22 protein-coding genes are annotated in these 25,614 nt (G+C 68.4%); 5 read left to right on the top strand and 17 right to left on the bottom strand.

Annotated features, from left to right (window positions below):
* Positions 1 to 83: 83 nt before the first annotated feature.
* The 3 genes from Q0907_RS05360 to Q0907_RS05350 form a co-directional block, all read right to left on the bottom strand.
* Positions 84 to 755 (bottom strand): glutathione S-transferase, encoded by a 672-nt coding sequence (locus Q0907_RS05360; RefSeq protein ID WP_299342320.1) that lies wholly within the window; start codon positions 753 to 755, stop codon positions 84 to 86.
* Between the two features lie 110 nt (positions 756 to 865).
* Positions 866 to 2,434, bottom strand: a complete 1,569-nt coding sequence (locus Q0907_RS05355; RefSeq protein ID WP_299342317.1) for a YdiU family protein — start codon at positions 2,432 to 2,434, stop codon at positions 866 to 868.
* A complete protein-coding gene (locus Q0907_RS05350) occupies positions 2,431 to 3,180 on the bottom strand; it encodes a sulfurtransferase (RefSeq protein ID WP_299342316.1) in 750 nt (249 codons plus the stop codon). The genes Q0907_RS05355 and Q0907_RS05350 overlap by 4 nt, the downstream gene beginning before the upstream one ends.
* 86 nt (positions 3,181 to 3,266) lie before the next feature.
* Between Q0907_RS05350 and Q0907_RS05345 the strand changes: the two genes are divergently transcribed.
* Positions 3,267 to 3,629: a metalloregulator ArsR/SmtB family transcription factor gene (locus Q0907_RS05345; RefSeq protein WP_299342313.1), complete on the top strand. Its 363-nt coding sequence runs from the start codon at positions 3,267 to 3,269 to the stop codon at positions 3,627 to 3,629.
* A complete protein-coding gene (locus Q0907_RS05340; RefSeq protein WP_299342311.1) occupies positions 3,626 to 4,075 on the top strand; it encodes an SRPBCC family protein in 450 nt (149 codons plus the stop codon). The genes Q0907_RS05345 and Q0907_RS05340 overlap by 4 nt, the downstream gene beginning before the upstream one ends.
* A gap of 40 nt (positions 4,076 to 4,115) precedes the next feature.
* On the opposite strand, the gene Q0907_RS05335 is transcribed toward Q0907_RS05340, so the two are convergent.
* The gene (locus Q0907_RS05335) at positions 4,116 to 4,478 is read right to left on the bottom strand and encodes a DUF6164 family protein (RefSeq protein WP_299342308.1); all 363 of its coding nucleotides are present in this window, start codon (positions 4,476 to 4,478) and stop codon (positions 4,116 to 4,118) included.
* Positions 4,479 to 4,553: 75 nt separating this feature from the next.
* Here Q0907_RS05335 and Q0907_RS05330 point away from each other — a divergent pair, with 75 nt between their 5' ends.
* The gene (locus Q0907_RS05330; protein ID WP_299342306.1) at positions 4,554 to 4,988 is read left to right on the top strand and encodes an FKBP-type peptidyl-prolyl cis-trans isomerase; all 435 of its coding nucleotides are present in this window, start codon (positions 4,554 to 4,556) and stop codon (positions 4,986 to 4,988) included.
* A 178-nt stretch (positions 4,989 to 5,166) separates the two neighbouring features.
* Here Q0907_RS05330 and Q0907_RS05325 read toward each other — a convergent pair whose 3' ends face one another.
* Positions 5,167 to 6,756 (bottom strand): serine hydrolase, encoded by a 1,590-nt coding sequence (locus tag Q0907_RS05325; protein WP_299342643.1) that lies wholly within the window; start codon positions 6,754 to 6,756, stop codon positions 5,167 to 5,169.
* Positions 6,757 to 6,850: 94 nt separating this feature from the next.
* Here Q0907_RS05325 and Q0907_RS05320 point away from each other — a divergent pair, with 94 nt between their 5' ends.
* Complete coding sequence (locus tag Q0907_RS05320) at positions 6,851 to 8,113, top strand: TIGR03862 family flavoprotein (RefSeq protein ID WP_299342303.1); 1,263 nt, start codon at positions 6,851 to 6,853, stop codon at positions 8,111 to 8,113.
* Positions 8,114 to 8,288: 175 nt separating this feature from the next.
* Here the strand turns inward: Q0907_RS05320 and Q0907_RS05315 are convergent, their stop codons facing one another.
* From Q0907_RS05315 to Q0907_RS05305, 3 genes are read right to left on the bottom strand one after another with little or no spacing between them, the layout of a single operon-like run.
* Complete coding sequence (locus tag Q0907_RS05315) at positions 8,289 to 8,501, bottom strand: hypothetical protein (protein WP_299342302.1); 213 nt, start codon at positions 8,499 to 8,501, stop codon at positions 8,289 to 8,291.
* Positions 8,502 to 8,504: 3 nt separating this feature from the next.
* Positions 8,505 to 8,849, bottom strand: a complete 345-nt coding sequence (locus Q0907_RS05310) for a RidA family protein (protein ID WP_299342299.1) — start codon at positions 8,847 to 8,849, stop codon at positions 8,505 to 8,507.
* A 29-nt stretch (positions 8,850 to 8,878) separates the two neighbouring features.
* Positions 8,879 to 9,541, bottom strand: a complete 663-nt coding sequence (locus Q0907_RS05305) for a DUF998 domain-containing protein (protein WP_299342298.1) — start codon at positions 9,539 to 9,541, stop codon at positions 8,879 to 8,881.
* 176 nt (positions 9,542 to 9,717) lie between these two features.
* Here Q0907_RS05305 and Q0907_RS05300 point away from each other — a divergent pair, with 176 nt between their 5' ends.
* On the top strand, positions 9,718 to 10,800 hold the full coding sequence (locus Q0907_RS05300; RefSeq protein ID WP_299342295.1) for a diguanylate cyclase: 1,083 nt from the start codon (positions 9,718 to 9,720) through the stop codon (positions 10,798 to 10,800).
* 9 nt (positions 10,801 to 10,809) lie between these two features.
* Here Q0907_RS05300 and Q0907_RS05295 read toward each other — a convergent pair whose 3' ends face one another.
* From Q0907_RS05295 to Q0907_RS05255, 9 genes are all read right to left on the bottom strand, one after another.
* Positions 10,810 to 12,618 carry a GGDEF domain-containing protein gene (locus Q0907_RS05295; RefSeq protein ID WP_299342293.1) on the bottom strand — a complete coding sequence of 603 codons (1,809 nt, stop codon included), beginning with the start codon at positions 12,616 to 12,618 and terminating at the stop codon, positions 10,810 to 10,812.
* A 51-nt stretch (positions 12,619 to 12,669) separates the two neighbouring features.
* Positions 12,670 to 12,945 carry a hypothetical protein gene (locus tag Q0907_RS05290; RefSeq protein WP_299342291.1) on the bottom strand — a complete coding sequence of 92 codons (276 nt, stop codon included), beginning with the start codon at positions 12,943 to 12,945 and terminating at the stop codon, positions 12,670 to 12,672.
* A gap of 131 nt (positions 12,946 to 13,076) precedes the next feature.
* Positions 13,077 to 13,880 (bottom strand): SAM-dependent methyltransferase, encoded by an 804-nt coding sequence (locus tag Q0907_RS05285; protein ID WP_299342289.1) that lies wholly within the window; start codon positions 13,878 to 13,880, stop codon positions 13,077 to 13,079.
* A complete protein-coding gene (locus tag Q0907_RS05280; protein ID WP_299342287.1) occupies positions 13,877 to 14,425 on the bottom strand; it encodes a GNAT family N-acetyltransferase in 549 nt (182 codons plus the stop codon). The genes Q0907_RS05285 and Q0907_RS05280 overlap by 4 nt, the downstream gene beginning before the upstream one ends.
* A gap of 76 nt (positions 14,426 to 14,501) precedes the next feature.
* Complete coding sequence (trxC, locus tag Q0907_RS05275; protein WP_296278261.1) at positions 14,502 to 14,942, bottom strand: thioredoxin TrxC; 441 nt, start codon at positions 14,940 to 14,942, stop codon at positions 14,502 to 14,504.
* Between the two features lie 32 nt (positions 14,943 to 14,974).
* On the bottom strand, positions 14,975 to 16,327 hold the full coding sequence (locus Q0907_RS05270) for a M24 family metallopeptidase (protein ID WP_299342284.1): 1,353 nt from the start codon (positions 16,325 to 16,327) through the stop codon (positions 14,975 to 14,977).
* 124 nt (positions 16,328 to 16,451) lie between these two features.
* The gene (gene thpR, locus Q0907_RS05265) at positions 16,452 to 17,045 is read right to left on the bottom strand and encodes an RNA 2',3'-cyclic phosphodiesterase (protein ID WP_299342282.1); all 594 of its coding nucleotides are present in this window, start codon (positions 17,043 to 17,045) and stop codon (positions 16,452 to 16,454) included.
* A 168-nt stretch (positions 17,046 to 17,213) separates the two neighbouring features.
* Positions 17,214 to 19,331, bottom strand: a complete 2,118-nt coding sequence (locus tag Q0907_RS05260; protein WP_299342280.1) for a M13-type metalloendopeptidase — start codon at positions 19,329 to 19,331, stop codon at positions 17,214 to 17,216.
* A gap of 179 nt (positions 19,332 to 19,510) precedes the next feature.
* Positions 19,511 to 25,555, bottom strand: coding sequence for an autotransporter domain-containing protein (locus tag Q0907_RS05255; RefSeq protein WP_299342278.1), 6,045 nt, complete (start codon positions 25,553 to 25,555; stop codon positions 19,511 to 19,513).
* Between the last annotated feature and the right edge of the window lie 59 nt (positions 25,556 to 25,614).

Raw genomic sequence — 25,614 nt, 5'->3', positions numbered from 1 at the left:
AACGGCCTTGCGATGACGATGACATCGTCATGGGGATCCGCGGCGACGGATTCCACCGCCGCGTGCGGGATGCTGTATCCCGCTCAGCCCATCAGGTCGAACGGGCCGCCCTGGGCCAGGGCACGCTGGTAAGCAGGTCGCGCGTGGATGCGCTGCAGGAAGCCGGCGAGGTTCGGGTAAGCATCGAGTCCAGCGCGCACGGCCGCCGCTTCCACCGGGAAACTCATCTGGATGTCGGCCGCACTGAACTGATCGCCCGCGAACCACGCGGCCTTGCCCAGTTCGGCGTTCATGTAATCCAGGTGCAGCTTCACCTGGGGCCCGACGAAGGTCCTCATCGCCTTGTCGGCGATGCCGCGTGCCACCGGCCGTGCGAAGAACGGCATGGGGGCTTTCTTCAGGCGCGAGAACACCAGGCTCAGCAGCATCGGCGGCATCGCCGAGCCTTCGGCATAGTGCAGCCAGTAGCGATAGCGCAGGTGCTCGGCGGTGCCCGGCGACGGCGCGAACCGGCGCGCGGCGTCGTAGCGTTCCACCAGGTATTCGAGCACCGCACCGGACTCGGCCAGCACGTGCTCGCCATCCACGACCACCGGCGATTTGCCCAATGGATGCACCTTCTTCAATTCCGGCGGCGCCAGCATCGTCTTCGGGTCGCGCTGGTAGCGCACCACGGCGTAATCCAGGCCCAGTTCCTCAAGCAGCCAGAGCACGCGCTGGGAACGGGAGTTGTTGAGGTGGTGGACGGTGAGCATGCGCCAGCGCTCCGCGTGGGGTCCGCCATCCTACCTCGCGGCATATGCCGTTGTGGGAGGAGCAGAGAAAGCGATCGCGACTCACGTCGCTCCCACACTGTCATCACGCCCTATGAACTGCACGACAGCATCGAACATCCCGCGCGGTCGCGTGCCCAGTCCGGCCGGCGCTGCGCGAACCGCTCGCGGCCGGGCTGGTCGTCGTAGGGCCGGCGCATGACGGCCAGCAGATCGTGTACCCCGGACAGGTCGCCGCCTTCGGCCGCCTCGATCGCCTGCTGCGTCAGGTAATTCCGCAGCACGTAGCGGGGGTTGGCCAGGCGCATGCGCTCGCGGCGCGTCGCGGGATCGAGCGGCTCATCGTCGAGCCGGCGCGCGTACGCTGCCAGCCAATCGCGGAGCGCCGGCGCCACACGTTCGCGCTTGCCGGCGTCGTAGAACGCGTTGTCGAACGAAGCCAGCGAGGCATCGCCCAGGTCCGCATCGATCAGTGCACGGAAGAACAGGGTCATGTCGACCTCGCCCTGCTGCAACAACACCTGCAGGGCCTGCATATGCTCGAGATCGCCGTCGCGACATGCCGCCAGGCCCAGCTTGCGCGCGACGGTCTCGCGTTCCTCGGCCGCATGGGTGTCGGCAAAGGCCTGCAGACCGTCCTGCAACGCGTCCACGCCTTCGAACAGGGGCGAGAGTGCATGCGCGAACCGGGTGAGGTTCCAGCCCGCCACGCGCGGCTGCCAGCCGAAGCGGTAGCGACGGCCCTGCGCATCGGTGGTGTTCGGCGTCCAGTCCGGATCATAGTCATCGACCCAGCCGTAGGGGCCGTAGTCGATGGTCAGGCCAAGCACCGACATGTTGTCCGTGTTCATCACCCCATGGACGAATCCCACGCGCATCCAGTGCGCCACCATCACCGCCGTGCGTTCGCAGACCTCGGCGAACCACGCGGCATACAACGCCTCGCCTTCGCCGGACAGGTGGGGAAAATCGCGGCGGAGCGTGAAATCCACCAGCGCGCGCAGGAGATCGGTTTCGCCGCGCGAGGACGGCAACTGGTAATGGCCGAAGCGCAGGAACGACGGCGCCACGCGGCAGACGATCGCGCCGGGTTCAGCTTTCGGATGACCGTCGTAGAACATGTCGCGCACCACCTGTTCGCCGGTACCGACCAGGCTCAGGGCGCGCGTCGTCGGTACGCCGAGATGGTGCATGGCCTCGCTGCACAGGAACTCGCGGATGGACGAGCGGAGCACCGCGCGCCCGTCGGCGGTACGCGAATACGGCGTCGGTCCGGCGCCCTTGAGCTGCAGCTCCCAGCGTTCACCCCGCGCATTGACCACTTCGCCCAGGGTGATGGCGCGGCCGTCGCCAAGCTGGCCCGCCCACTGGCCGAACTGGTGGCCGCCGTAGTTGCCGGCGTAAGGCTGCATGCCCGGCAACAGGGCATTGCCGCCGAACACCTGCGCGAAGACGTGGGACGCGACATCCGCCTCTTCCAGATCCAGCAGCGCCGCGACGTCGGGCGAATGCGCCAGCAGCGTCGGCGCGGCAACGGACGTGGGCTGGGCCGGCGACCACACCGCGCCTCGAACCTCGCGACGCCGGTATCCCTGTTCCAGGTCCCCCGGCAGTTCGCGGACGAAGCGATTGTCGAAGCGCAGCGCGTCCAGGCCGCTCATGCGACGTCCGCAGGCGCGTCCATCTGCGGCGTCAGGTCGGGCCACAGCGCCACCCGCTCGTCGAACACGAAGCAGGCACCCTCATAACCGAAACCGCCGACCTGCTCGAAGTAGCCGAGGATGCCGTCGTCGAGTTGCAGCACGTTGTCCATGCCATCGGCCTGCATCCACAAGGCCGCCTTCTCGCAGCGGATGCCGCCGGTGCAGAAGCTGACGACGGTAGCGTCCTTCAGTGCATCGCGATGCGGCGCCAATGCGGCCGGAAGATCGGTGAACTTGTCGATCGGCAGCGTCAGCGCGCCGGCGAAGGTGCCGTGTTCGGTCTCCTGTGCGTTGCGCGTGTCCAGCATCACCACGCGGCGTCCCGTGTCGTCGTGGCCCTGCTCCAGCCAGCGCGCCAGCGTGCGCGGTTCGACGACCGGCGCGCGAGCGCTCTCCGGGGTCGTGCCGGGACGGCGGAAGCTGATGATTTCCGGCTTCACCTTGACCTTGAGGCGGGCGAAGGGAGCCCGGCGGCTGTAGCTGTACTTCACGCGCAGGCCGGCGAAGCGCGCATCCTCGTGCAGCGGTGCGAGGAAAGCGGCGATGGCCTCCGCCTCACCGGCCAGGAACAGGTTCAACCCTTCGCCCGCCACCAGGACCGACCCGCGCAGCGACAGCGTTTCGGCACGCGTGCGCAGCGTGGCCGCGAATGTCTCGGGCGCGTCGATGGGCGTGAAGTGATAGGCGGCGATGTTGGTGACCATGTCGCGATTTTACCGCCCGTCGGCCTTTCCCCTTTATTCAACCAGATGGTTGACAGTCGGTGATGGTCGAGCCAATACTCAACCATATGGTTGAACATGATGCCCAGCAACTCGATGCCGTCTTCCACGCCCTGGCGGATGGCACGCGCCGCCGGATGTTGCGCAGCCTGCGGGGGCAGGCCCGCAGCGTGGGCGAACTGGCGGCACCGTTCCGGATCTCGCTGGCGGCGGCGTCCAAGCACATCAAGGTCCTGGAGCGCGCCGGACTGGTCACGCGCCAGATCCGGGGCCGCACCCACCTGTGCCACCTGCAACCCCAGGCGCTGGCCGATGGCGAGGCGTGGTTGCGCGAGTACGCGCAGTTCTGGACCGCCCGCCTCGACGCGCTCGATACCGTCCTGCAAGCGGACACCCCACCTTCCGCCACGCCTACCCGGGAACAGCCATGACCCCTTCCGCCCCAGGCACGGTCGATGTCACCGTGCAACGCGCATTCACGGCCTCTGCCAAACGTGTTTTCGACGCGTGGCTGACGCCGCGCCTGCTGGGCCAGTGGATGATGGGTCCTGACATTCGCGAGGAGAAACTGCTGCGCCTGGACGTGGATGCGCGCGTTGGTGGCCGCTTCTCGATGCTGGTCGAGCGCGACGGCGAACGCATCGACCACGTCGGCGAGTATCTCGTCATCGATCGGCCGCACCGGCTGTCGTTCACCTGGACCATCGCCGGCGAGGCCGATCAGGACGGCAGCCGGGTCGATATCGTGCTCACGCCGACACCCGTCGTCTGCGAGCTGCGCCTGACCCATACCCTTCCGCGCGCCTGGGCCGACTATGCCGACCGCACGCAGCAGGGCTGGAGCACGATGCTCGAGGCCCTGCAGCGGCTGTTCTGATCCTTGGTATTGAACTCAGACCGGGCAAGCCGCGCCGGCGTCAGAGCAGCAACCAGGGTAATGCCAGCGTCACCGCGACGATGAAGAGCATCGCGGCCAGGATGCCGACGACGTACAGCGGCCGATCGCGCAGCAGCCCGGCGAACGTCTCGGCGCGCCCTTCGCGCTCGGCGGTGGCGCGTTCGGACCATGCGTGCTCGCGACGCTTCGCCTGATAGCCCGCCATCAGTGTCTTCGCGCGCGCCAGCTGTTCCGCATCGTCGATCCAGAGGCCGCCGGCGGAAATGCCCCACGGGCTGGGCGGGGTTTCGTAGAAGTCGATCGCGTTGGCGCGCAGCAGTTGGCGCACGTCGTCGGCTTCGTCTACGGGCACGTTGCGCAGATTGAGGAACAGTTTGGCCATCGGGACAGTCTAGCGGGTCGACGTCGGGCGCACCGGCGTGCGGTACCCTGCACACCCCTCTCATCCGGACGACTCATGCGCTCCCTGCTGCTCGCCTTCTCGCTGACCCTGCTCGCTGCCTGTACGCCTGCCGGCCCGCCGCCTGGCGGCAGCGTGGCCGACCTGCAACGCATCGACACGCAGGCAGGCAGTGGCGCCATCGCCACCCGCGGCAGCGACGTCACCGTGCACTACACCGGCTGGTTGTACGACGAGACGGCGCCACAGCAGCGCGGCATGAAGTTCGACAGCTCGGTCGACCGCGGCGAGCCCTTCACCTTCCTGCTGGGCGCCGGCCAGGTCATCAGGGGCTGGGACGACGGGGTGGCCGGCATGAAAGTCGGCGGCAAGCGCACGCTGAAGATCCCGGGCGACCTCGCCTACGGCAGCAGCGGTGCCGGCGGCGTCATTCCGCCGAACGCTTCGCTGGTGTTCGACGTGGAACTGCTGGACGTGAAGCCACACGAGTGAGGGTGTGGGTCATGCAGGAGCGACGGCACTCGTGGGTGCGACGCAACTCGCGAGTTTCCGACAGGTGAGGAGGCGGACCTCTTCCGCAAGAAGGACGCCCGACGTCTGTCGACCGGCGCGCTGAGATGCATCCATAGCGACTTACGTCGCTCCCAACATCTGCCATCCCCGCCGTTCGCTACTCCACCGGCGCCAGCCGCAGGTCGTGGAAGTCGAAACTGAAATCGGTCAGCGGCGAGATCGCTTCCATCCGCGCCTCGCGGATGCCGCCGTCGGGTTTCAGCGAATACGTCAGGAAGGCGTCGGCGTTGAGCCAGCGTTCGCGCCAGCGCACCACGAAGGTGTCGTGCTGCCAGTGCTGCAGGTCGCCGACCAGTTCCGGCGTGCGGCTGAAGCGCAGCACCAGGCGCTCGCCTTCCTGGGCCACGACGACATCGCCATACCACGGGTCGCGCAGCGCGCCAGCGTATTTCGCCAGCGGCAGCGAGGGCTTCGACGTGGCGTCGCGCGCGGCCTGCAGTTTCTGCCAGTGTTCGTCGGCGTTGCCCTTGGCCTGCGCCACCTGCGCCTGGTAGGCGGCCAGCCAGTCGGTGCCGCTGTTCGCAAGGTAGGCGTCCAGTACCTTCAGCGTCACGGCATTGAAGGCCGCACCCACCTCCTGGTTCGTCAGTACCACGACACCGAGCTTGCGCTCCGGCACCAGCGTCACGCGCGACACCATGCCCGGCCAGCCGCCGGTATGCCACACCAGCTTGCGGCCCTGGAAATCCGAGACCATCCAGCCTTCGCCGTAGCCGAGAAAGTTCGGCTTGGCGGCCTTCAGCGCCTCCACCTTGGGTTCCGGGATCGGGATCGGCGTGACCAGCGACCACATCGCCTTCTGGCGCTCCGGCGTGAACAGCGCATGCTCGCGCCCCTGCGCATCCCGATAGGTGCCGCCGGCGAGCTGGGCGTTCATCCATTTCGCCATGTCGTTCACGCTGGCATAGATTCCGCCTGCGCCGGCGACATTGCGCCACGTCATCCGCGGCGCCGGCTGCAGCGTGGTGAAATCGGCCATGGCGTGGCCGGTGGCGACATTGTCGCCCGGCTTCAGCGCATCGCTGTTGTAGCGCGTCTCGCGCATGTCCAGCGGCTGGAAGAAACGCGTGCGCAGGAACTGGGCGTAGGACTGGCCGCTGGCCTGCTCCACCACCAGCTGGGCCACACCGTAGAGGATGTTGTCGTAGGCATAGCGTTCGCGGAACCCGCCGCTCAACGGCACATCGCGCAGGCGCTCGGCCACTTCGCGGTTGCTGTAGGTGGTGGTGGGCCAGTACAGCAGGTCGCCCGCACCCAGTCCCAGCCCGCTACGATGAACCAGCAGGTCGCGGATGCGCATCTCGCGGGTGACATAAGGATCGGCCATGCGGAACCATGGCAGGTGGTCGATCACGCGGTCTTCCAGGGAGAGTTTGCCTTCGTCGGCCAGCATGGACAGCGAGGCCGAGGTGAACGCTTTCGTGTTCGAGGCGATGGCGAACATCGTGTGCGCGTCGACCTTGGCCGGTTTGCCGAGCTCGCGCTCGCCCCAGCCTTTCGCCAGCACCACCTCGCCGTCCTTCACCACCGCCACCGCGATGCCCGGTACATCGAACGCCTTGCGCACCGATTCGACGTAGGCATCGATATCCTGCAACTCGGGCGGCGGCGATGGCGCCCCGGCGAGCGCCACCGGCGCGGCAAGGCAGAGCAGCAAGAGCGCGCGGCGCGCGACCGCAGGCGACATCGACATCGGCAGATCCCCTTCACGTGTTGCGCACGACGATACCGCAGGCCGTGCATCCGCCGGGAGTGCTGTCCGGGCACGGCATACTATGCGGATGCCTTCACCACGTAGCGATGCCCCACCCCTCCCGCACACCGTCGCCGTCATCGGCGGCGGGCCGGCAGGCCTGATGGCCGCCGAAACGCTGCGCGCCGCGGGGCTGCAGGTCGACCTGTACGACGCGAAGGGCTCGGTGGGAAGGAAGTTCCTGATCGCCGGCAAGGGCGGCATGAACCTGACCCACTCGGATCCGTTCGAGGTGTTCGTCACGCGCTACGGCACGCGCACGCGTGAGGTCGCCGCATGGCTCCGCGACTTCGATGCGGATGCCTTGCGTACATGGGCGAGCGGATTGGGCGTGGAGACATTCGTCGGCACGTCCGGTCGCGTGTTCCCGTCCGATCTGAAAGCCGCACCCCTGCTGCGCGGCTGGGTGCGGCGACTTCGCGAACAGGGTGTGCGGTTCCACGTACAACATCGCTGGCTGGGCTGGGACGATGCGGGCGCGCTTCGCTTCGCCACCCCCGACGGCGAAGTCGCCATGCTCGCCGATGCTGCGTTGCTGGCCATGGGCGGCGGCAGCTGGCCGGAGCTGGGGTCCGATGGTGCCTGGGTGGCGCCTCTGAAGGACAAGGGCATCCATGTCGCGCCCTTGCAGCCATCGAACTGCGGCTTCGACATCGACTGGAGCGAACACCTGGCGACGCGCTTCGCCGGCGCGCCCCTCAAGCCCGTCGTCGCGCATTGGCATGACGCCGGCGGCACGCCGCAGCAGCGCCAGGGCGAATGCGTCATCACCGCCACCGGCATCGAGGGCAGCCTGGTCTACGCGCTGTCGCCGATGCTGCGCGACGCCCTCGCACGCGACGGCGAGGCCACGCTGGTGCTGGACCTGCTGCCGGGGCGCGAGGAACGCGATCTTGTGCGCCGGCTGGCCAAGCCACGCGGTTCGCGCAGCCTGAGCGAGCACCTGCGTCGCGAAGCGGGCGTGAGTGGCGTGCGTGCGGCATTGCTGTACGAAGTGCTCGACAAGGCTGCGTTGTCCGATCCCGCGAAGATCGCCGCGACGCTGAAGCGTTTCCCCTTCCGCCTGCAGCGTCCCCGCCCGATCGCCGAGGCCATCAGCAGTGCCGGCGGCGTGGGGCTGGACGCGGTGGACGGGCGCCTGATGCTGAGCGACCTGCCCGGCGTGTTCGTGGCCGGCGAAATGCTCGATTGGGAAGCCCCCACGGGTGGCTACCTGCTGACGGCCTGCTTCGCCAGCGGTCGCCACGCCGCGCTGGGAGTGGTCGACTGGCTGGCGAACCGCAGCGCCTGAATGGTCGTCCGCAGGGGCTGCGGCGCGCACCCGGGAAGTGCGTGCCGCAGCGGCTGCGGAACGTGGGGCGCACGATACGCGATGGATTGTTGAGGCCCGGTTATCGTTTCAAAGCAGTTTTATTACAGACATTTACGGCGCGATGTGCATGCTGGTCCTCACGCCGCTTCCACGTTCACTCTGCTTCGTCGCGCGCCGTTTCGCCGACGCCGGACACACGCCTGGCCTTGGCGGCCACGTGCATGTTGTCGATCAGGTTGGGATACCGGCGGCCCGCGGCTACGGCACGGGCGCGCGCCTCTTCCACCTGGGCCGGGCTCAGCGTCGAGGGGCCACCGCGTCGTATCGGTGCGGGACGCTGCCAGGGTGGCGGATTGCGCTTCGCCATCGGTCAGAGGGCCGCCGTCACCACGATCTCGATCAGCCATGCGGGACGCGCCAGGGTGGCCTGCACGGTCGCGCGCGGCGGCGCATTGCCTTCCGGCACCCATGCATCCCACACGCGGTTCATCGCTTCGAAATCCTGCAGGTCCTTGATGAAGATCTCGGCACGCAGGATCTTCGTCTTGTCCGTGCCTGCGCGGGCCAGCAATGCATCGATCTCGCCGAGTACCTGCTGGGTCTGTCCGGCGATCCCCTGTGTCGCGTCCTCGGCGACCTGCCCGGCCAGGTACACCACGCCATTGTGGATGGCCATCTCGGACAGCCGCGTGCCTACATCGAACCGCTGGATCATGGGGGTTTCCTCCGTCGTGAGGCTGCAGCTTAGCGTCGCGAAGCGGCCCCCGCACCGGGCTGCATCCGCCAGAGCCACGAGCCCGCCAGCCACATCGCCGCGACGATCAGTGCGATCAGCAGCTTCTGTACCCACCCCTGCCCGGCCGGCGGCCACAGCGCGTGCAGCCAAAGCAGCGCATAGCAGGCGCTCGACCATGCAGCCGCCACCGGAAAATGGCGGCGCCAACGAGCGTCCAGCCGGAAACGCCACGCCTGCAGCAGCATCCCGGTGGTGACGCACAGGAACGCGGTGATCGCGCAGGTGTGATGGAACCAGGCGTGGAAGTCCGGCGCGACCTGCGGCAACCACGAATCGCCTATCGCCACGCCCGCCAGCGCGAAGGCGCCCGTGCTGAACAGCAGCAGCGGTGCCGCGCTGCGCGCCGTCGCCGACAACTGCGCATGCAGCGCCCACGCCAGCACCACGATGGCCACCGCCAGCGTGCAATAGAGGCTACGCAGCAGCAGTCCCCAGGGCCCGAGCAGGTACTGGCTCAGCGTTGCGCGCTGCCAGTCCAGATCGCCACGCACCATCTGCAACGATCCCGCGACCAGGAGGAAGCCGAGGGCGGCGGCCATCGCGGCCATCGCAGCCAGGCGGACACGTCCCGCAGGAATGCGTGGGTCGAGGGTGGAGGCAAGACGGGACATCGGGGCATCGCAGTGAGCGTCGACGCCGGATTATCGTCCAGCCACTCAAGAATCCGCGGGCGCCGCCGCTCTACGGGCATGGCTCCGCAGCGTGCCCGCCATCACGCTTTGGCCTACACTCGACCTGTCCCCGCCACTGGGGCATGGTCGCCACGAGCAAGGGAACTCACGCGCCAATGCCGTCCACCACGCCGCCGCCGGGCACCGATCCGGCGCGCCATACCCAACGTCTGCCGCGCCGGATCCATCGCCTCCGCACGCTCGGCATGGGGCTGGCCGCGTTGCCGACGGGCATGGTACTGCTGGAGAACCAGGCGGGTCCGGGGGCATGGGCGTTCCTGCTGTTCACCACCGTCGTGTGGCCGCAGCTCGCCTTGTGGCTGGCGCTGCGCCATCCGGAGCCGTTCCGGGGCGAGATCCGCAACCTGCTGGTGGACTCGATCCTGGCCGGCATGTGGGTGCCGCTGATGGCCTTCAACCTGCTGCCCAGCGTCCTGCTGGTCACGCTCACCACCGTCGACAAGATCAGCACCGGCATCGACCGCCTGTGGTACTGGTCGCTGCCGCTGATGGCAGCCGGCGCCGTGGCGGTGGGGGCAGCCACGGGCTTCGAGATGCAGCCGATGACGAGCATGGCGGTCATGGTCGCCTGCCTTCCCATGCTGATGATCCATTCCATCGCGGTCAGCCAGGCCAGCTACCACCTCGTGCGCAAGGTGAAGCGGCAGAACCGCCAGCTGGACGAACTGAGCCGGCGCGACACCCTGACTGCACTGGACAGCCGCCGCTACTGGCAGGAACAGGCCGCATTGTTGCTGGACCAGTGCGCCGCGACCGGCGAGCCCGCCACCCTGCTGATGATCGACATCGATCATTTCAAGGCAATCAACGACCGCCACGGCCACGCCGCGGGCGATGACGTGTTGAGGGCGACGGCGGAGGTCATCCGCCACAGCATCCGCCAGCAGGATGCGGCGGGACGGCTCGGCGGGGACGAATTCGCGGTGCTGCTGAGGGGCACCGACGTGGCGGCCGCGGGCATCGTGGCGCAGCGCATCCGCGAGGGCGTGCAGGCGTTGAACGTGCAGAGCGCGCCCGGGCTGCAGCCCACGGTCAGCCTGGGCCTGGCCAAGGCGACGGCAACAGGATTGCGCACCTGGCTGGAGGCCGCCGACCGCGCGCTTTGCCAGGCCAAGAGCCGCGGCCGCAACCAGATGGCCGTCGATGATGGCCTGCAGGCGGCCGTCGACCTGCCCTGAGCGAAGCCCTCAGCTTCCCAGGTGTTCGGCGCGGTCGCGCTGGGGCAGTTCGAGCACGTTGCTGGCGCGGACGTTGTCCTGCTCGCTGTCGTAGACGCACACGCGGTTGCGCCCATTGTGCTTGGCGCGATACAGCTGCTTGTCCGCATGCGACAGCAGCTTGGCCAGGCTGTAGCCGGAGTGCTGGCTCGACGTCACCCCGAAGCTGCCGGTGATGGCGAAGACGTGGCCGGTCTCGCGGGTCTCGATCTGGGCGAGCCGCACGCGGCAGTCTTCCGCCACCCGCGCGGCGGCGCGCAGGTCGCAGCCATACATGAGGATCGCGAACTCTTCGCCCCCGAGACGGCCGAGCACATCGATGCGCCGACAGAAACCCTTGCTGGCCTCGGCCACTTCCTTCAGCGCCCAGTCGCCGGTGCCATGGCCGAAGCGGTCGTTGATGTTCTTGAAATGGTCCAGGTCGAACATGATCAGCGCCGCCTGCTCGCCGTTTCGCGCGCATTCGGCCAGGGCGCGCTCGGCGCGCAGGGTGAAGTGGTGGCGATTGCAGATGCCGGTCAGCGCGTCCGTTTCCGCCATCTTCTTCAGCGACAGCTGCACCCGCTTGATCTTGAAGGCCCAGTAGCCGATCGACGCAATCAGCAGCACCAGCAGGATGACGATCAGCCGGGTGTTCTGCGCGGCCTGCTGGTCGACCTTGCGCTGCAGCTGCAGCACCTGGTTTTCCTGGTCGAGCATGCTGATCTGCTGCGTCTTCTGGAGAATCTGCTGGCGCACGATCTGGTAGGCCAGCTGGCGCGTCTTCACGTCGTTGAGGTACGCCTTGTCGGCATCGGCATACTGCCGGTAGCGCACGAGCGCGCCTGCCGGATCGCCCTGCCTTTCCGCGATCTCGTACAAGGTCTTGTACGCCACGACCAGCGGCAGCGAGGTCATGCCTGCACCACGCTCCACGGCTTCGTTCGCATGCGACTTGGCGGTGCGCATGTCGCCCAGCTTCAAATACATGCTGGCGAGCATGGCGTGGTATTCGCTGATGACCAGCGGATAGCCGGTCGCGGTGACAGCGGGCAGATACCGTTCGAGGAGCTCGATCGCCTGGTCGACCTTTCCATCCTCGACCCATTTGCGGGCAAGGTAGGTGCGCGTAAGGCCGCCCAGGATCGGCTCTTTCTGCTCCTCGCACGTCTTGATGGTGCTGAAGATCGCCTCTTCCGAGGGTGACTTCTTCAACCCCAGCGCGGCCTCGGCCACCAGGTTGCCGGCCGCGCACCTGTTGCGCCCATCCGGCGCATCCGACAGTACCTGCTGCGCATACTGCTCACCGAGGGTGTACTCGCCGACCTGGTTGTACAGCAGCCCGGCGACGAGCAGCCCGCGGTGACGGACATCCTTCTTCTCCACCTTGGTGGCCAGCGGCAGGATGTCGTTGAGCGTGGTCAGCCCTTGCTCGAACTTGCGGGTCAACGCATAGGTATTGACCAGCAGCGATCCGGTCCAGAACAGCATCTCCGGGTCCTGCGTCTCCTGCTGGATCTGGCGGAGCTCCCGTATCGCGAGCTCCGACTTGCCCTTCATCAGGAATCCATGCGCCCTGAGCAGCCGCAGATTGAGACGCTGCTCCGGGGTGGCTTCCTCGACGCGCTTTTCGAGCCGATCCAGCACCTCGTAGAAGCGGGCCGGCTGGGAGGTCTTGATCGTCTCCGCCTGCTCGATCAGCGCATCGATGCCCGGCGCCATCTGGGCCTGCGCCGGTGCGACGAACGCGCATGCCAGCGCACACGCCAGCCAATAGGTACGTCCTTTCCCGAGCATCATCCCTTAGTCTCCCGACCGACTGCCGCCACCGGAGCCCGCTGGCCGCCGAGGTTACTCCTTTTCAGCCGGATCCTCTTCCCCACCCGTCTGATCGTCCGCGTCTTCACGCGACTCGTCTTCTTTGCCCTCATCCGGGGCGAGGATCATGCAGAACATGGCCGGCCGGGCGTCCAGCAGCCGGGTCAGCGATGCGACGTCGCGATCGCGCAACGCGGCACGCTGGTCGGCCTCGACATCGAGGGCGGCGACGGCGGCCAGATAGTCGGCCGTCGCCTGCGACGAAGCGGCAGCACCCATGGACTCCAGGAAGCGGATGGCATTGGACACGCGGATTTCCCCAAAACAATGATGGTTGAAGCGATTCTGCAGCGCCCGCGCCGTACGCGCAGGCCTGCCCCCTTGGCGTGACAATACTCACTTTCAGGCGGGCTTGCCACGCCCCGGGCGGTCCGGCGCCCTCAGCCGCCCAAGGCGCGCAGGCGCGCCAGGACCTGCTCGTTCCTCCGCAGCGGGACGGCAGGCGGAACCACCAGGGTGGTCGCGGCCGAAAGCGTCGCCGTGGGCAGTTGGTCCAGCGGCAGCCGGTCCATGCGGGGGCGCGAGATCGGCAGCGTGGCAGCCTCGTAGGCGATCACTTCATGGCCTGCCGGGTAATCGCCGAGCAACAGGTCCACCAGCACCTGCTTGGTAGCGGCGTCGGTGGACAGCCGCCCGGTCGAGAGATCGCCCGCCACGCCGATCTGCCACAGGACCAGATACGCAGACGGGTCCACCCTGCGCTCGTAGAACATGAACTGGCTCGCTTCGAAATGCTGGCAACCCACTGCGCCCGGGTCGATGCCCAGGTCGGCGTAGAGGCAGTCTTCCGCCGACACCGCGGCTTCCATCACGGCCTCGAACCCCTCGGCGCGCGCCTGCTCCACCGCCCGGTGCGGGACCTGCGCGAACACGCCGGGGTGGCCATAGAAGGCACCGCATACACGTCGCCCCCGCCGCACCTCCGCCAGCATCGCCTCGACCATCTCGCGGTAGGTCTCGCGCCGCGGCTTGCCCTCCCGGTAGAGCGGCTGGAGGCTCCTGACATCGGCATTCATGCCCTGCACCCACAACTCGACGATCGGGTCCGACATGGCACTGAAGACGACGTCTGCCTGTTCGATATGGCTCCGCGCACGCGGTGCCAGGTGCGCTCCCAGCGTCATGCCCACGCCCACGCACGCGAGCCGGCCCCGCCCCGCGTCTGCTTCCTCGAGTCCCGTCACTGCCCTGCCCCTGCCTGAGCGGCGAACCGCCGCATCCACTCATCCCGCGTCATTTCCCAACCCCGGAACGCCGATCCCCCTGGCACCTCCGCCATCGCGTGGAACCCCAGCCGTCGCATGACGCCCGCACCGGCGTCATTGTCGCGCGCGTGGCGACTGAACGTGCGCGGCCACGCGCCTTCTTCGAACAGGTGGCCGGACAGGAACGCGATGGTCTCCTGCGCCACCTTGCGGCCTTGCCAGGGCGCCAGGACCATGACGCCGATTTCGGCCGCACCGGAATGCGGGGACAATGCGATCAGGCCGACGACTTCGCTGTCGTCCCCGCCGCATTCGATCACCCAGCAACACGCACGTCGAAGATCCGCGTGCGCATTGGATCGGAGGAAGGCGTCGAACGCGCGCCGCGCGTCCGATGCCGTCATCGGCTCGCCGACATGACGCATCAGCGCGTCGTCCGTATAGATGGCGACATAGAGCGCTTCGTCCTGCGCGGCCAGCGGACGCAGGCGGAAACGCTCCGTCGCGAGTGTCGGCAGCGTCACGCCCTGGCTCCTCCAGCGTCCGGGCTGCTCGCACTGCGCCCAGCACGGCCATCGCGGGCGGGCATCGCCTGCGCCCTCACGCCCGTTGTCCCCGTGCCCAGCGCACGATCGCATCCGCCTGCATCGCCCCGCTTTGCCGCGCGATCTCGCGCCCGCCCTGCAGCATCACCAGTGTCGGAATGCTGCGGATGCCGAATCGGTTGCCCAGTCCGGGACTGGCTTCCGTGTCCACCTTGGCCAGGCGCATCGCCGGCTCCAGCGCCATCGCGGCACGCTCGAAATGCGGCGCCATCTGCAGGCAGGGCCCACACCAGGGCGCCCAGAAATCGACCAGCAACGGCAGCGTGCTGCGCAGCGCGTGGCGGTCGAAATCGGCCTCGCCCAGTGCCAGCGGCCGGCCAGTGAACAAGGCCTGGTGGCAGCGCCCGCAGCTGGGCGCCTCGGCGAGCCGCGCCGGCGGCACACGGTTCATCGCCGCGCAATGCGGGCAGGCGATCAGGTGGGCGTCGGCGCTCATGCGGGCATCCTATCGTCGGTGCGTACGGCGCGTCACCGCACAACGTGCCAGGCGACCTGGCGTCCAGCCAGGTAGGTCACCTTCGTTCCGTCGAACACCGCCATCTGCTCAAGCTTGATCTGCACGTTCTGCCCGCCCCACTCCGGCACATCCGCCTTCACGTTGCCCTCGATCGCGTAGACAGTGTCCGCATGCAGCGGCCAATCGCCTTGTCCCGGTGTCGCGCCCTGGTTGTCCCACATGCCGATCGTCGGCCCCGGTGCGTGGCCCACGAACCCGACTGGATGCGAATAGGTGGACGCGCGCAGCTGCTGCCGTGCCACCTCGCGCTGCGTCGCCGCCAGGATCTCGTTGCCGGTGCGGCCGGCGACGAACTGCCCGGTCAGCACGTCCTGCCAGCGGTTGCCCCGGGCGAGCGCGGCACGCAGGCCGGCGGGCACGTCCGTTTCACCCGTACGGGCGACATAGGCCATTTCCTGAGTATCGGTGCACAGCTTGAGGTAGCACAGGCCCACGTCGGTATGCAGTACATCGCCCGGCTGGATCACGCCCTCCTCGCCGCAGAACGGCGCGTCGTCGGTGCAGGCGGTACCGGCGCGCTGCAGGTTCACGTCCGGCATGAACCAAGGCGCCAGACCCAATGACTCGAAGCGCTGGCGGATGTACCACGCCACGTCGTCGGTGGTGGTGACGCCAGGCGTGATGACACGGCCCGAGAACGCTTCCGCGACCACGCCACGGGCGAGCGACACGATATGCGGATAGGCGGCGAGCTCACCCGGCGTGCGGGTCTCCATCCAGCGGACGACCAGCGTTTCCGCGGACACCAGCCGATCCCGCAGCGCGGCCGGCAACGCCGAGCGCAGGCGCTCGTGCAACGCATGCGTCAGTCCGTCGGCGACCGCCCATTCGTCCGACACGTCGATACCGATCCTGCGCGGATCGCGCGCCGTGATCAGGGCGCCGAGCGCATCCCATTGGGCCTTCAGGTCGCCTTCGGCCCACGCCGTCTCGTACGGCGCGCCAAACGGATAGCGATTGATCGACAGGCGCTGCACGCTGCCGTCGGGCTGACGATGGAACACCAGCATCGTGGTGCGCCTCGCGGCGTGTGCGGGTTGCGGGACCAGCGTGAAGTACACCGGATCCTCGGCGTATTCGCGCGCGATCACCACCCACATGTCGAGATCGGCGTCCTTCATCAGCCGTGGCAGCAACGTGTCCAGCCGTTCGCGGAGCATGCGGTTCTCCGGATCGACCCGGTCGCGCGGCGCCAGTACCGCACCGACCTCGATCACGTCCCGACCCTGCGTCGGCACCGGGGCCGCCTGGGATGCCGGCGCCATGCCGGCCAGCAACAGCAGCAAGGGAATGGCGACGCGCATGCGGGGACCTCGGGCGAAAGAGCCGTGACGCTAGCCGTCGCACCCCGATGGCGTCAACGCGGCGAAGCGCTCTTTGTGCATCCCAGCAGGACCGGCTCGCGGCCTGCAGGCGCGGATGCGGGACCTATTCCGCCAGCGACCACTCGCCGAGGCGCGTGTAATCCGCCTCGCCTTCGATGCTCTGCAACAGGTGCACCGCCTGCGGGTGCAGCACTACCGGCGGCACGTCCACCGGCGTGGTGCGGGGCGGCACATAGGCCAGCGTCAGGTGTGGCACGAAGCTGCGGCCGACATGCTGCTTGAAGCCCGCGCGCAGCAGCCGCTGCTGCAGGCTGCGCCAAAAGGCGACGACCGTCGGCGACGGGTGCAGGGCCGCAAGCGTCAGCGCCGGATGCTTCGGGTTGCCCAGGCACAGCAGGTGATCGAGGGTGATGCCGACCGGTTCCGGCTGCCAGTCGCGCATCGCCTCGTGCGCGGCGGCCACCATGTCGTCGCGCGGCCCATCGCTCTCGCCGAGGAAATGCAGCGTCAGATGGAAGCGCTCCGGCCGCACCCAGCGCGCCAGCGGGAACGCGGCCCCGAGGTCCTCGACGCGGTGCCGCAGCGCCTCGCGCTCACCGGCCGACGGCAGCAGCGCAAAGAACAGGCGATGCAGCCGCCCCGGCTGCGGGCCGCCGAACAGATCGCCTTGCTGGGAGGACGCGGGTGTGGCGGGCATGACGGGAACGGCATCGGACGACGACGATGGCCTGCATCATCGGTGCGCACGCAGCATGATGCAAGCCGGGCATACGCGTAGCTTGCGCCACGCGCAAGACTGTTTTCCTGCGTCAACGGGAGAAATACCTGCCGGACGCCGCCACTCGGACGGCGTCCCGATGCGATATCACCAGATCCGCACGCGATCCTGCGGAGCGATGTACAGGGGGTCGCCCTGCTTGATGCCGAACGCGTCGTACCAGGCGTCGATGTTGCGCAACGGTGCGAATGCGCGGATGTGGCCGGGGGAATGGGTACCGTTGACGAGTTGCTGGCGCAGCGCATCGTCGCGCCACAGGGTGCGCCAGACCTGGCCCCAGCCCATGAAGAAGCGCTGGTCGCCGGTGAAGCCGTCGATCACCGGCGCCGGCTTGCCGGCCAGCGAGCGGTGGTACGCCTCCAGCGCGATCGTCAGGCCGCCCAGGTCGCCGATGTTCTCGCCCATCGCCACGCGGCCGTTGATGTGCATGCCAGGCAGCTGCGGGAACGCGTAGGCCTCGTACTGCGCGCCGAGCTTGGCCGCCTGCACTTCGAACTTGGCTGCGTCCTCGGCGGTCCACCAGTCGCGCAGCACGCCCGCGCCATCGGATTTCCTGCCCTGGTCGTCGAAACCATGGATGATCTCGTGGCCGATGACGCCGCCGATGCCGCCATAGTTCACCGCCGGATCGGCGTCGGGGTCGAAGAACGGCGGCTGCAGGATGGCGGCCGGGAACACGATCTCGTTCTTCACCGAGTTGTAGTACGCGTTCACCGTCTGCGGCGTCATGCCCCACTCGCCCTTGTCGACCGGCTGGCCGATGCGTGCGCGGCGGTACTCCCACTCGAACTGGCCGGCGCGCTGCGCATTGCCGAACAGGTCGCCGTTCTTCACGACCAGCGCGCTGTAATCACGGTACGTCTCAGGGTGGCCGATCTTCAGGCCGAAACCGGCGAGCTTGGCGTGCGCCTCCTTCTTGGTCGCCGGGCTCATCCACGCCAGCGCATCCAGGCGCGCGCCCATGGCCGCCTTCACGTTGGCGACCAGCGCGTCCATCTTGGCCTTGGCGTCCGGCGGGAAGTACAGAGCCACGTAGTCGCGGCCGATCGCTTCACCCATCGCCGACTCGGCGAACGATACGCCCCGCTTCCAGCGCTCGCGCTGCTGCGGTTGTCCTGACAGGAACTTGTCGCGGAACTCGTACTGCGCCACCGAGAAGTCCTTCGATAGCAGCGGCGCCGCGTTGTCGGTCGCGTGGAACGCCTGCCAGGCCTGCAGCGTGGCGACATCGGTCCCGGCGAAGATCGCGGCGATCTTCGGGATCGCGCTGTCCTGGCGGATCACCGCGCGGCCCGCGCCCTCGACGCCTGCCGCCCGGAAGAAGTCCGTCCAGGGGAAGCCGGGCGAGGTCGACGCGAACTCCGCCAGCGGACGCGGGTTGTAGGTCTTGTCGCGGTTGCGGCTCTCGGCGCGCGTCCAGTGCGCGTCGGCGATGCGCGTCTCCAGCGCCAGGATCGCCGTTGCGTTCTCCTGCGGCTTCTCCCAGCCGGCCAACTGCAGCATCTGCGCCATGTACGCCACGTAGCGCTCGCGCTGCGGCTTGAAGGTGTCGCGCAAGTACATTTCGCGATCGCCCAGGCCAAGGCCACCCTGGCTCAGGTAGAGCGCATACCGGTCCGGATTCTTCTGGTCGTCGCTGACGCTGAGGTTGAAGAAGCTGTCGTAGAAGCCGCCGCGTGTACCCATCAGGCGAGCCAGCGCGCTCCTGTCCCTGGCTGCGCGGATGTCGGCCAGGACCGGCTGCAGGGGCTTCGACCCGAGCGCTTCGACCCTCGTCTCGTCCAGGAAGCCCCGGTACAGCGCCGCAATCTTGGCGGGGTCGCCCGCCGTCGCGGGATCGCCCAGTGCATAGCCTTCCACCAGCACCCGCAGGCGGGCTTCGGACAGGTCGCGCAGGATGGCGAACCCCCCGTAGCTGGAGCGGTCGGCGGGAATCTGCGTCGTGTCGGCCCAGGTGCCGGAGACATAACGGAAGAAGTCGGTGCCGGGCTTCGCCTGCCGGTCCATGCCCGCGGTGTCGATACCCCAGGTACCGAAGCGTTGGGCCGCAATGGTCGGAACGGATGTCCCGGCGGTGTCGGGCTCGGCGAACAGCGACTGCAGCATGCAGCCCTCATCCAGGCAACTGCGGTCTTCGTGGGCCGCGAGCGGGGCGGCGGTGGCGAGGGCCAGCAGGGTGGCGGCGGACAGCAGGGTCTTCTTCAACGGGATCCTCCGGGACAGGGCGCGCGCGCATCGCGCGCGGGCAGGCCCCTCAGGGTACCCGCCAGCCGCCTGCGCCGACCCCTGCCGAAGGTGATGCCAGGGAGGTCGATGCGGTGCCCCCGCCCCCTGACGCCCGGCGATCGCCGGGCGTCGTGGAGGCCGCAGGACCACGGGGGCGATCAGCGCGATGCGTCGGCGTTCGCGTTACCGGCACAGCGTCGTCCGCAACGACGTGCCTCCTCGCTCGCCATCGTGCCGTCGTCCCGTACGAAGCCGCCGCTCGACGGCTGGCCATACGACAGGCGCAGGCCGATGCTGCTCCCCTGCGTGCCGCCGCTCGCCTGTTCGTGACCGAACAGCAACGACAGCAACCAGCCGCGGCGCAGTTTCATGTCCACGCCCGCCGCCAGCGACAGGGCGTCGTCGTTGTAGCTCTGCAGGTCCAGTCGATAGTCGGTCGGATGCGGCCAGACCACGTAGTTCATCGTGGCATCGCCCCTGTCCTCGATCGCCTGGCGGTATTCGAGGCTCCAGAACGGTCGGTAGCGGCCATTCGCGCCGCCTGGCTGGTAACTGCCCTCCAGGCCCAGTGCCAGCGCCCGGTTCTCGACCACCTGCCGGCGGTACGCCAGATCATAGATATCCAGTCCGTGTTCGCGATACGCGTCCAGCGTGGTGCGACTCGCATCGAGGCGACCGTAGCCGGTGAGGGTCATACGATCGCTGCGGTGCTCATAGCCCAGTGCCAGCGAACCGAACCACTGTTCGCCATCGCGCACCGCCGTCGCCGTGGCGTCGGCGTCCTCGCTCCAGCGACGCAGGTCGAAGTCCAGCCGTCCGGTGGCGAGCATCGCATCCACGAAGACGTGTTCGCCGCTGCGCCACAGGCCATACAGCGCAAGCGAACGCTGGTCCGCCTTCAGCCGCGAGGCGTTGCCGTCCAGGTCGCTGTCGTTGCGCGCCAGGCTGCCGGCCACGCCCACCAGCAGATGCTCGCCGAACGCGCGGTCCGCACCCACCGTGATGCCGTCGGTCTGGACGTCGTAGCCACCCGCCCCGCCCCGCTTGCCGAACGTCGCGGTGCCCGAGGCCCAGCCGCCCCACCCCTGCGGCAGCGCCGGCCACGCTTGGCCGGTCGCCTGGCCTACCGGCACCGAAAGCCCCTGGCGATCCTCGTCGCCGGCATACGCGAGCGTCACGCTGTTGCTGGAACCGTTCGCACCGCTGCGCACCTGGCGCAGGCGGTCGCGGATGTTGGACTGCTGTACGTTGGCGAAGCGCACGCTGGCATCCACCTGCGCCTGCAACAGGCCCACCACGCCCGCATCGCGCGTGGGATCGGGCCGCACCTCCACCTGCAGGCGCATCTCCACGCTGGCAGCGGCGTAGTTGCCGGCCGCGGCCTGCGTGGCGGTGATGACCGTCTCCCCTTCCGCGTGCAGCGTCACCGTACGCCCGCTGATGCTGGCCACGGCGGGATCGCTGCTGGCGAAGGTGAACGCGCCGCTGCTGGGGCTCTGCGGGTTGGCCAGGTCGAATGCCGGCTCCCCATATACCTTCCGCAGCGTTTCCGGCCACACCAGCGTCGGCACCGCCGCGGCGATGTCGACATCAAGCCGCACTTGCGGTGCGGCCTGGTGGTTGGCATCGCCCGCCTGGTCCGCGGTCAGGCTGCAACGGCCGACTGCGCGCATGGTGACGGTCGAACCGCTGACTGCGCAGACCTGGGGCGTGGCGCTGGCGAAGACCACCGCGTTGCCCGATGCACCGCCCGCGGCCGCCACGGAGAACGTGCCGTCCGGAGTGAACACCGGGGTCGCCGGAGTGGCGGCGAAGCCGGAGATCGCCTGCGCCGCCTGCGCGACGACCAGCTCATACGGCTGTGCAGCGGTGAAGCCATTGGCATCGCGGACTTCGACGGTGAACGCGAAGCGGCCGGCCTGCGTCGGCGTACCCGCCAACACGCCGGCGGCGCTCAGCGTCACCCCTTGGGGCAGTTGGCCCGCCGTCACCGCATAGGCGTAAGGCGCGGTGCCGCCACTGACCGACAGTGTCTGGTCGAACGCACTCGCATGCGTCCCCTGCGGCAGTGCCGACAGCGAGAACAGGATCTGCGGCGCCGCCACCTGCAGCGTGTACTGGCGCTGCGCGGTGAACGGACCGGTGCCGGTACTGCTGTCGGTCGCGCGCACGGTCACCGTGAAGCTGCCTGCCACGGTCGGCGTACCGACGAGACGTCCGTCCGATCCCAGGCTCACGCCGTCCGGCAGCGCGCCTCCCACCACGTCGAACACATAGGGCGATGCGCCGCCGCTGGCGATGAAAGCGTGCGCGTATGCCGCGCCGCCGATGCCATTGGGCGGATTCGTCGCGTCCAGCACCACGCTGGGCGGGGCCACCGTAATGCTGACCAGCGCTGCCGCGGTGGTCTGGTACGCGTCGGTCGCGGTGTACGTGAAGCTATCCGGGCCGGCATACCCCGGCGTCGGCTGGTAGGTGATCGTGGTGCCGTTCACCGTCGCGGTGCCGTGCGACGGCGCGGTATCCACAGCCACCGAGTCGGGCGTGCCGGTGATCGGCAGTGTCACCGGCGCGGCGGGCGCGTTGTAGGGCAGCGACACGCTCGCCGGACCCACGGTCAGCGCCGGCATCGGCGTGACCGCGTTCGAGGCGGCCGATGCCGCGCCCATGCCGACGCTGTTGGTCGCGCGTACGGTGAAGGTATAGCTGGTGCCCGGCGTGAGACCGGTGAAGCGGACCGGACTGCCCGTGCCCGTCGCCGTCGCACCGCCCGGACTCGCGGTCACGGTGTAGCCGGTGATCGGGGCGCCGCCACTGCTCACCGGCGCGGTGAACGCGACATCGAACTCGCCCGGCGCGGCCATCGCTGCCGTCCCGATGGTCGGAGCACCCGGCAACACGGCGTTGACCGTGAACGAGCGGGTGACCTGCGTCGCCGCGAGGTAGCTGCCGTCGCCCGCCTGGTCGGCGTTGATGGTGCAGGTGCCGGACGTGACGAACGTCAGCGCGCCGCCGGTGGTGATCGTGCAGACCCCGGTGGTCGACGAGGTGAACGTCGGCGTCAGGCCGGAATCCGACGTCGCCGTCAGCGTCGGCGTGGTACCGAAGTTCTGCGCGCCGGGGTTGTTGAAGGTGATCGTCTGCGTCGCCGCCGGCGTGATCGCATTCGACGACGAGGACGCCGGTCCCACGCCCGCCACGTTTTCCGCCTCCACGGTGAAGGTGTAGCTCACCCCGTTGGTCAGTCCAGTCACCACGATGGGCGAGCTGGCGCCGCTGACAGGCGCTACATCGTTCGGGGTCACACTGACGATGTAGCCGCTGATCACCGTTCCGCCGGTGTTGGTCGGCGCCACGAACGCCACGCCGGCCTGCGTGTCGCCCGCGGTGGCCACGACCGACGTCGGCGCACCCGGTATCACCGCATTGACGGTGAACGAGCGGCTCACCTGCGTCGCCGCCAGGTAGCTGCCGTCACCGGCCTGGTCCGCATTGATCGTGCAGGTGCCCGCGGAGACGAACGTCAGCACGCCCTCGGACGAGACCGTGCACACGCCCTGGGTCGACGACGTGAAGGTCACGTCCAGTCCGGATGTGGCGGACGCGCCGCCGTTGAGGATGCGGAGATCCGGGCTGGTACCGAAGTTCTGCGCGCCGGGATTGGCGAACGTGATGGTCTGCGGCGCCGCAGGCTGGATCGCGTTGGAAGCGGCCGAGGCGGCGCCGGTGCCGGCACTGTTGGTCGCCGTCACGGTGAAGGTGTAGCTCACGCCGTTGGTCAGACCGGTGACGGTGATCGGCGAGCCTGACCCCGTCCCGGTGCTTCCGCCGGGATTCGCCGTGACGGTGTAGCCGGTGATCGCGCTTCCACCCGTGCTGGACGGCGCGGTGAAGGTGATGGTCGCCTGCTGGTTGCCCGCACTGGCCGTGCCGATGGTCGGCGCGCCGGGCACCACCGCATTGACGGTGAAGCTGCGGGTGACCGTGCTCGCCGCATTCGTCGACGCGTTGCCGGCCTGGTCGGCATCGATGGTGCACGTGCCGGCCGCGACGAAGGTCAGCGCACCGCCCGTGGTGATCGTGCACACGCTGGTGGTGGACGAACTGAAAGCGATGGCCAGGCCGGTCGCGCCACCCAGCGCATAGTCCGAGCTCGCGGTCAACGTCGGCGTTGCGCCGACGTTGTAGTTGCCCGGTTGCGCGAAGGTGATGACCTGGTCCGCTTTCGGCGTGACGCTGTTCGAGGCCCCCGATGCCGACCCCGTGCCGATGGCATTCGTCGCCGTGACAGTGAAGGTGTAGGCCGTGCCGTTGGTGAGCGACCCCACCGTGATCACGCATTCGGCCGGTCCGGCACAGGTACCGGTGGCGCCGCCGGGGCTGGCGGTCGCGGTGTAGGTCGTGATCGCCGATCCACCATTGGCGGGCGCGGTGAACGTCACCGTTGCCTGGCCATCGCCGGCGGTCGCCGTGCCGATGGTGGGCGCCGCAGGGGCCGTCGGAATGGCGACCGTATGGGTGCTGCCGCCGCTGTAGGCCGCAATGCTGTTGCCGGCATTGTCGGTGACGTTGGTGCTGCCGTTGAGGTTGATCTTGAGGGTGCCGTTGCCGGTGATCGACGCGATGCCGACGTCGATCGAACTGCCGCTGGAGGCCGACACGCTGGCGATCGTGCCTGTCGCAGATCCCGTACCGACCAGGGTGAAGTCATCGGTGGAAACGTTCACGACGGGTTCGCTGAAGGTGACCGTGAAGGCCATGCTGGTATCGGTCGACGCAGGCGATCCGCTGACCGCGATGCCGGAGACCGACGGCGCGACGCCGTCGATGACCAGGTTCTTGTTGGCGCCCAGCGAATTGGCGGCGCCGGGCGCTGCCAGCGTCAGCGTCGCATTGTTGCCGGCGGCGTCGCGGATGGTTCCGCCATTCAATGCCAGAGCCGACGTGGACACATAATCCAGGTCGGCGCTGGCGTTGCCCGACACGACGGTGTAGCTGAAGCTGAGGGTGCTGGTGCCGCTGCCACTGGCATAGGTGGTGGTGCGGTCGGTGGCACCCGTTTCGAGGGTGAGCTGCGGAGTCCCGGAGACGGTGACCACCTCGCTGAAGTTCACCTGCACGCTGATGACATCGCCGATCCGGTACGTCCCGTTGGCGGTCGACGATGTCACCGAGGCGACCGATGGCGCGGTGCCGTCGATGACGAGGTTCTTGTTGGCGCCCAGCGAGTTGGCCGTGCCGGGAGAGGCCAGCGTCAGCACCGCGTTGTTGCTGGCCGCATCGCGGATCGAACCGCCATTGAGCGCCAGTGCGCTGGTCGAGACGTAATCCAGGTCGGTCGAGACATCGCCCGCCTGAACCGTGTAGGTGAACGTCAGCGTACCGGTGCCGCTGCCGCTGGCATAGTTGACCGTGCGATCGGTGGCGCCCGTTTCCAGCGTCAGCTGCGGCGTGCCGGTGACCAGCACGTTCTCGTTGAAACCTATCTGGATGCTGACGACGTCGCCGATCTTGTAGGTGCCGTTGGCCGTGCTGGAGCTGACCGAGGTGACGGCAGGCGGCGTGGCATCGGGGGGTACCGCAGGATCGATGACGATGTTGTTCATCGAATGCCAGGTACCGGTCCCGCCCAGAGCTCCACCCGCGGACACGTACATGCGGACGTCGTCGACGTACTCGAACGCATTGCCCAGTGCGATGGTCATCGGAATGCCGCTGGGCGCATACCCTTCGAACGTCGTCGACGCGACCTGCACGCCGTCCCGGTAACCCACGACGGTATTCGTTACCGACTGCGTCTCGCCCCAGTTGTAGTAGCGGAAGGACGTCAACTTGAATTCGGCGCCGCCTGCGGAACGGATGGCCATGCCCTTCGCGGCGCCGTTGGCGCCATCGTCGTACGTCACGGCGGAATAGCTGCCGTCGCCGCTGAAGAGCCAGGTGTTGTCGCGCCAGTGGATCGCACCCAAGTTCGATCCCGCCGTGTTGGCGATGTTGTAGACCTGGATATCGAGACCGACGATATCGCCGCTGCCGCCATCACCATCCGATGCAACACCATCCCCCAGTCCGGCGTCGCTGGTGAACGTCAGCGTCGCGGCGCCGGCATGCGTGGCCATGGCGGCCATGCCCGCCAACACCATGACGCCGAACAGGCGGCCGAGCAGGCGGACGCGGCGCGCGGCGCCGGAAAGAGTGGACATGTGGACCCCTGGAAAACGTGAAGGTGCATCGCATCACGGCACCCCCGAAGGCTGCCGTC

The organism is uncultured Pseudoxanthomonas sp. (genome assembly GCF_947498795.1).
Lineage (GTDB): Bacteria > Pseudomonadota > Gammaproteobacteria > Xanthomonadales > Xanthomonadaceae > Pseudoxanthomonas_A.
This window is presented reverse-complemented; position numbering and strand designations above follow the sequence as displayed.

Excerpts from the sequence above, each read along its gene's own strand:
- Q0907_RS05270 (WP_299342284.1), bottom strand. The coding sequence starts at position 16,327 with ATGCGCGTCGCCATTCCCTTGCTGCTGTTGCTGGCCGGCATGGCGCCG.
- Q0907_RS05255 (WP_299342278.1), bottom strand. The coding sequence starts at position 25,555 with ATGTCCACTCTTTCCGGCGCCGCGCGCCGCGTCCGCCTGCTCGGCCGC.
- Q0907_RS05305 (WP_299342298.1), bottom strand. The coding sequence starts at position 9,541 with ATGTCCCGTCTTGCCTCCACCCTCGACCCACGCATTCCTGCGGGACGT.
- Q0907_RS05315 (WP_299342302.1), bottom strand. The coding sequence starts at position 8,501 with ATGGCGAAGCGCAATCCGCCACCCTGGCAGCGTCCCGCACCGATACGA.
- Q0907_RS05350 (WP_299342316.1), bottom strand. The coding sequence starts at position 3,180 with ATGGTCACCAACATCGCCGCCTATCACTTCACGCCCATCGACGCGCCC.
- Q0907_RS05325 (WP_299342643.1), bottom strand. The coding sequence starts at position 6,756 with ATGTCGCCTGCGGTCGCGCGCCGCGCGCTCTTGCTGCTCTGCCTTGCC.
- Q0907_RS05340 (WP_299342311.1), top strand. The coding sequence starts at position 3,626 with ATGACCCCTTCCGCCCCAGGCACGGTCGATGTCACCGTGCAACGCGCA.
- Q0907_RS05335 (WP_299342308.1), bottom strand. The coding sequence starts at position 4,478 with ATGGCCAAACTGTTCCTCAATCTGCGCAACGTGCCCGTAGACGAAGCC.
- thpR (WP_299342282.1), bottom strand. The coding sequence starts at position 17,045 with ATGCCCGCCACACCCGCGTCCTCCCAGCAAGGCGATCTGTTCGGCGGC.
- Q0907_RS05320 (WP_299342303.1), top strand. The coding sequence starts at position 6,851 with ATGCCTTCACCACGTAGCGATGCCCCACCCCTCCCGCACACCGTCGCC.
- trxC (WP_296278261.1), bottom strand. The coding sequence starts at position 14,942 with ATGAGCGCCGACGCCCACCTGATCGCCTGCCCGCATTGCGCGGCGATG.
- Q0907_RS05345 (WP_299342313.1), top strand. The coding sequence starts at position 3,267 with ATGGTTGAACATGATGCCCAGCAACTCGATGCCGTCTTCCACGCCCTG.
- Q0907_RS05295 (WP_299342293.1), bottom strand. The coding sequence starts at position 12,618 with ATGATGCTCGGGAAAGGACGTACCTATTGGCTGGCGTGTGCGCTGGCA.
- Q0907_RS05355 (WP_299342317.1), bottom strand. The coding sequence starts at position 2,434 with ATGAGCGGCCTGGACGCGCTGCGCTTCGACAATCGCTTCGTCCGCGAA.
- Q0907_RS05330 (WP_299342306.1), top strand. The coding sequence starts at position 4,554 with ATGCGCTCCCTGCTGCTCGCCTTCTCGCTGACCCTGCTCGCTGCCTGT.
- Q0907_RS05300 (WP_299342295.1), top strand. The coding sequence starts at position 9,718 with ATGCCGTCCACCACGCCGCCGCCGGGCACCGATCCGGCGCGCCATACC.
- Q0907_RS05360 (WP_299342320.1), bottom strand. The coding sequence starts at position 755 with ATGCTCACCGTCCACCACCTCAACAACTCCCGTTCCCAGCGCGTGCTC.
- Q0907_RS05310 (WP_299342299.1), bottom strand. The coding sequence starts at position 8,849 with ATGATCCAGCGGTTCGATGTAGGCACGCGGCTGTCCGAGATGGCCATC.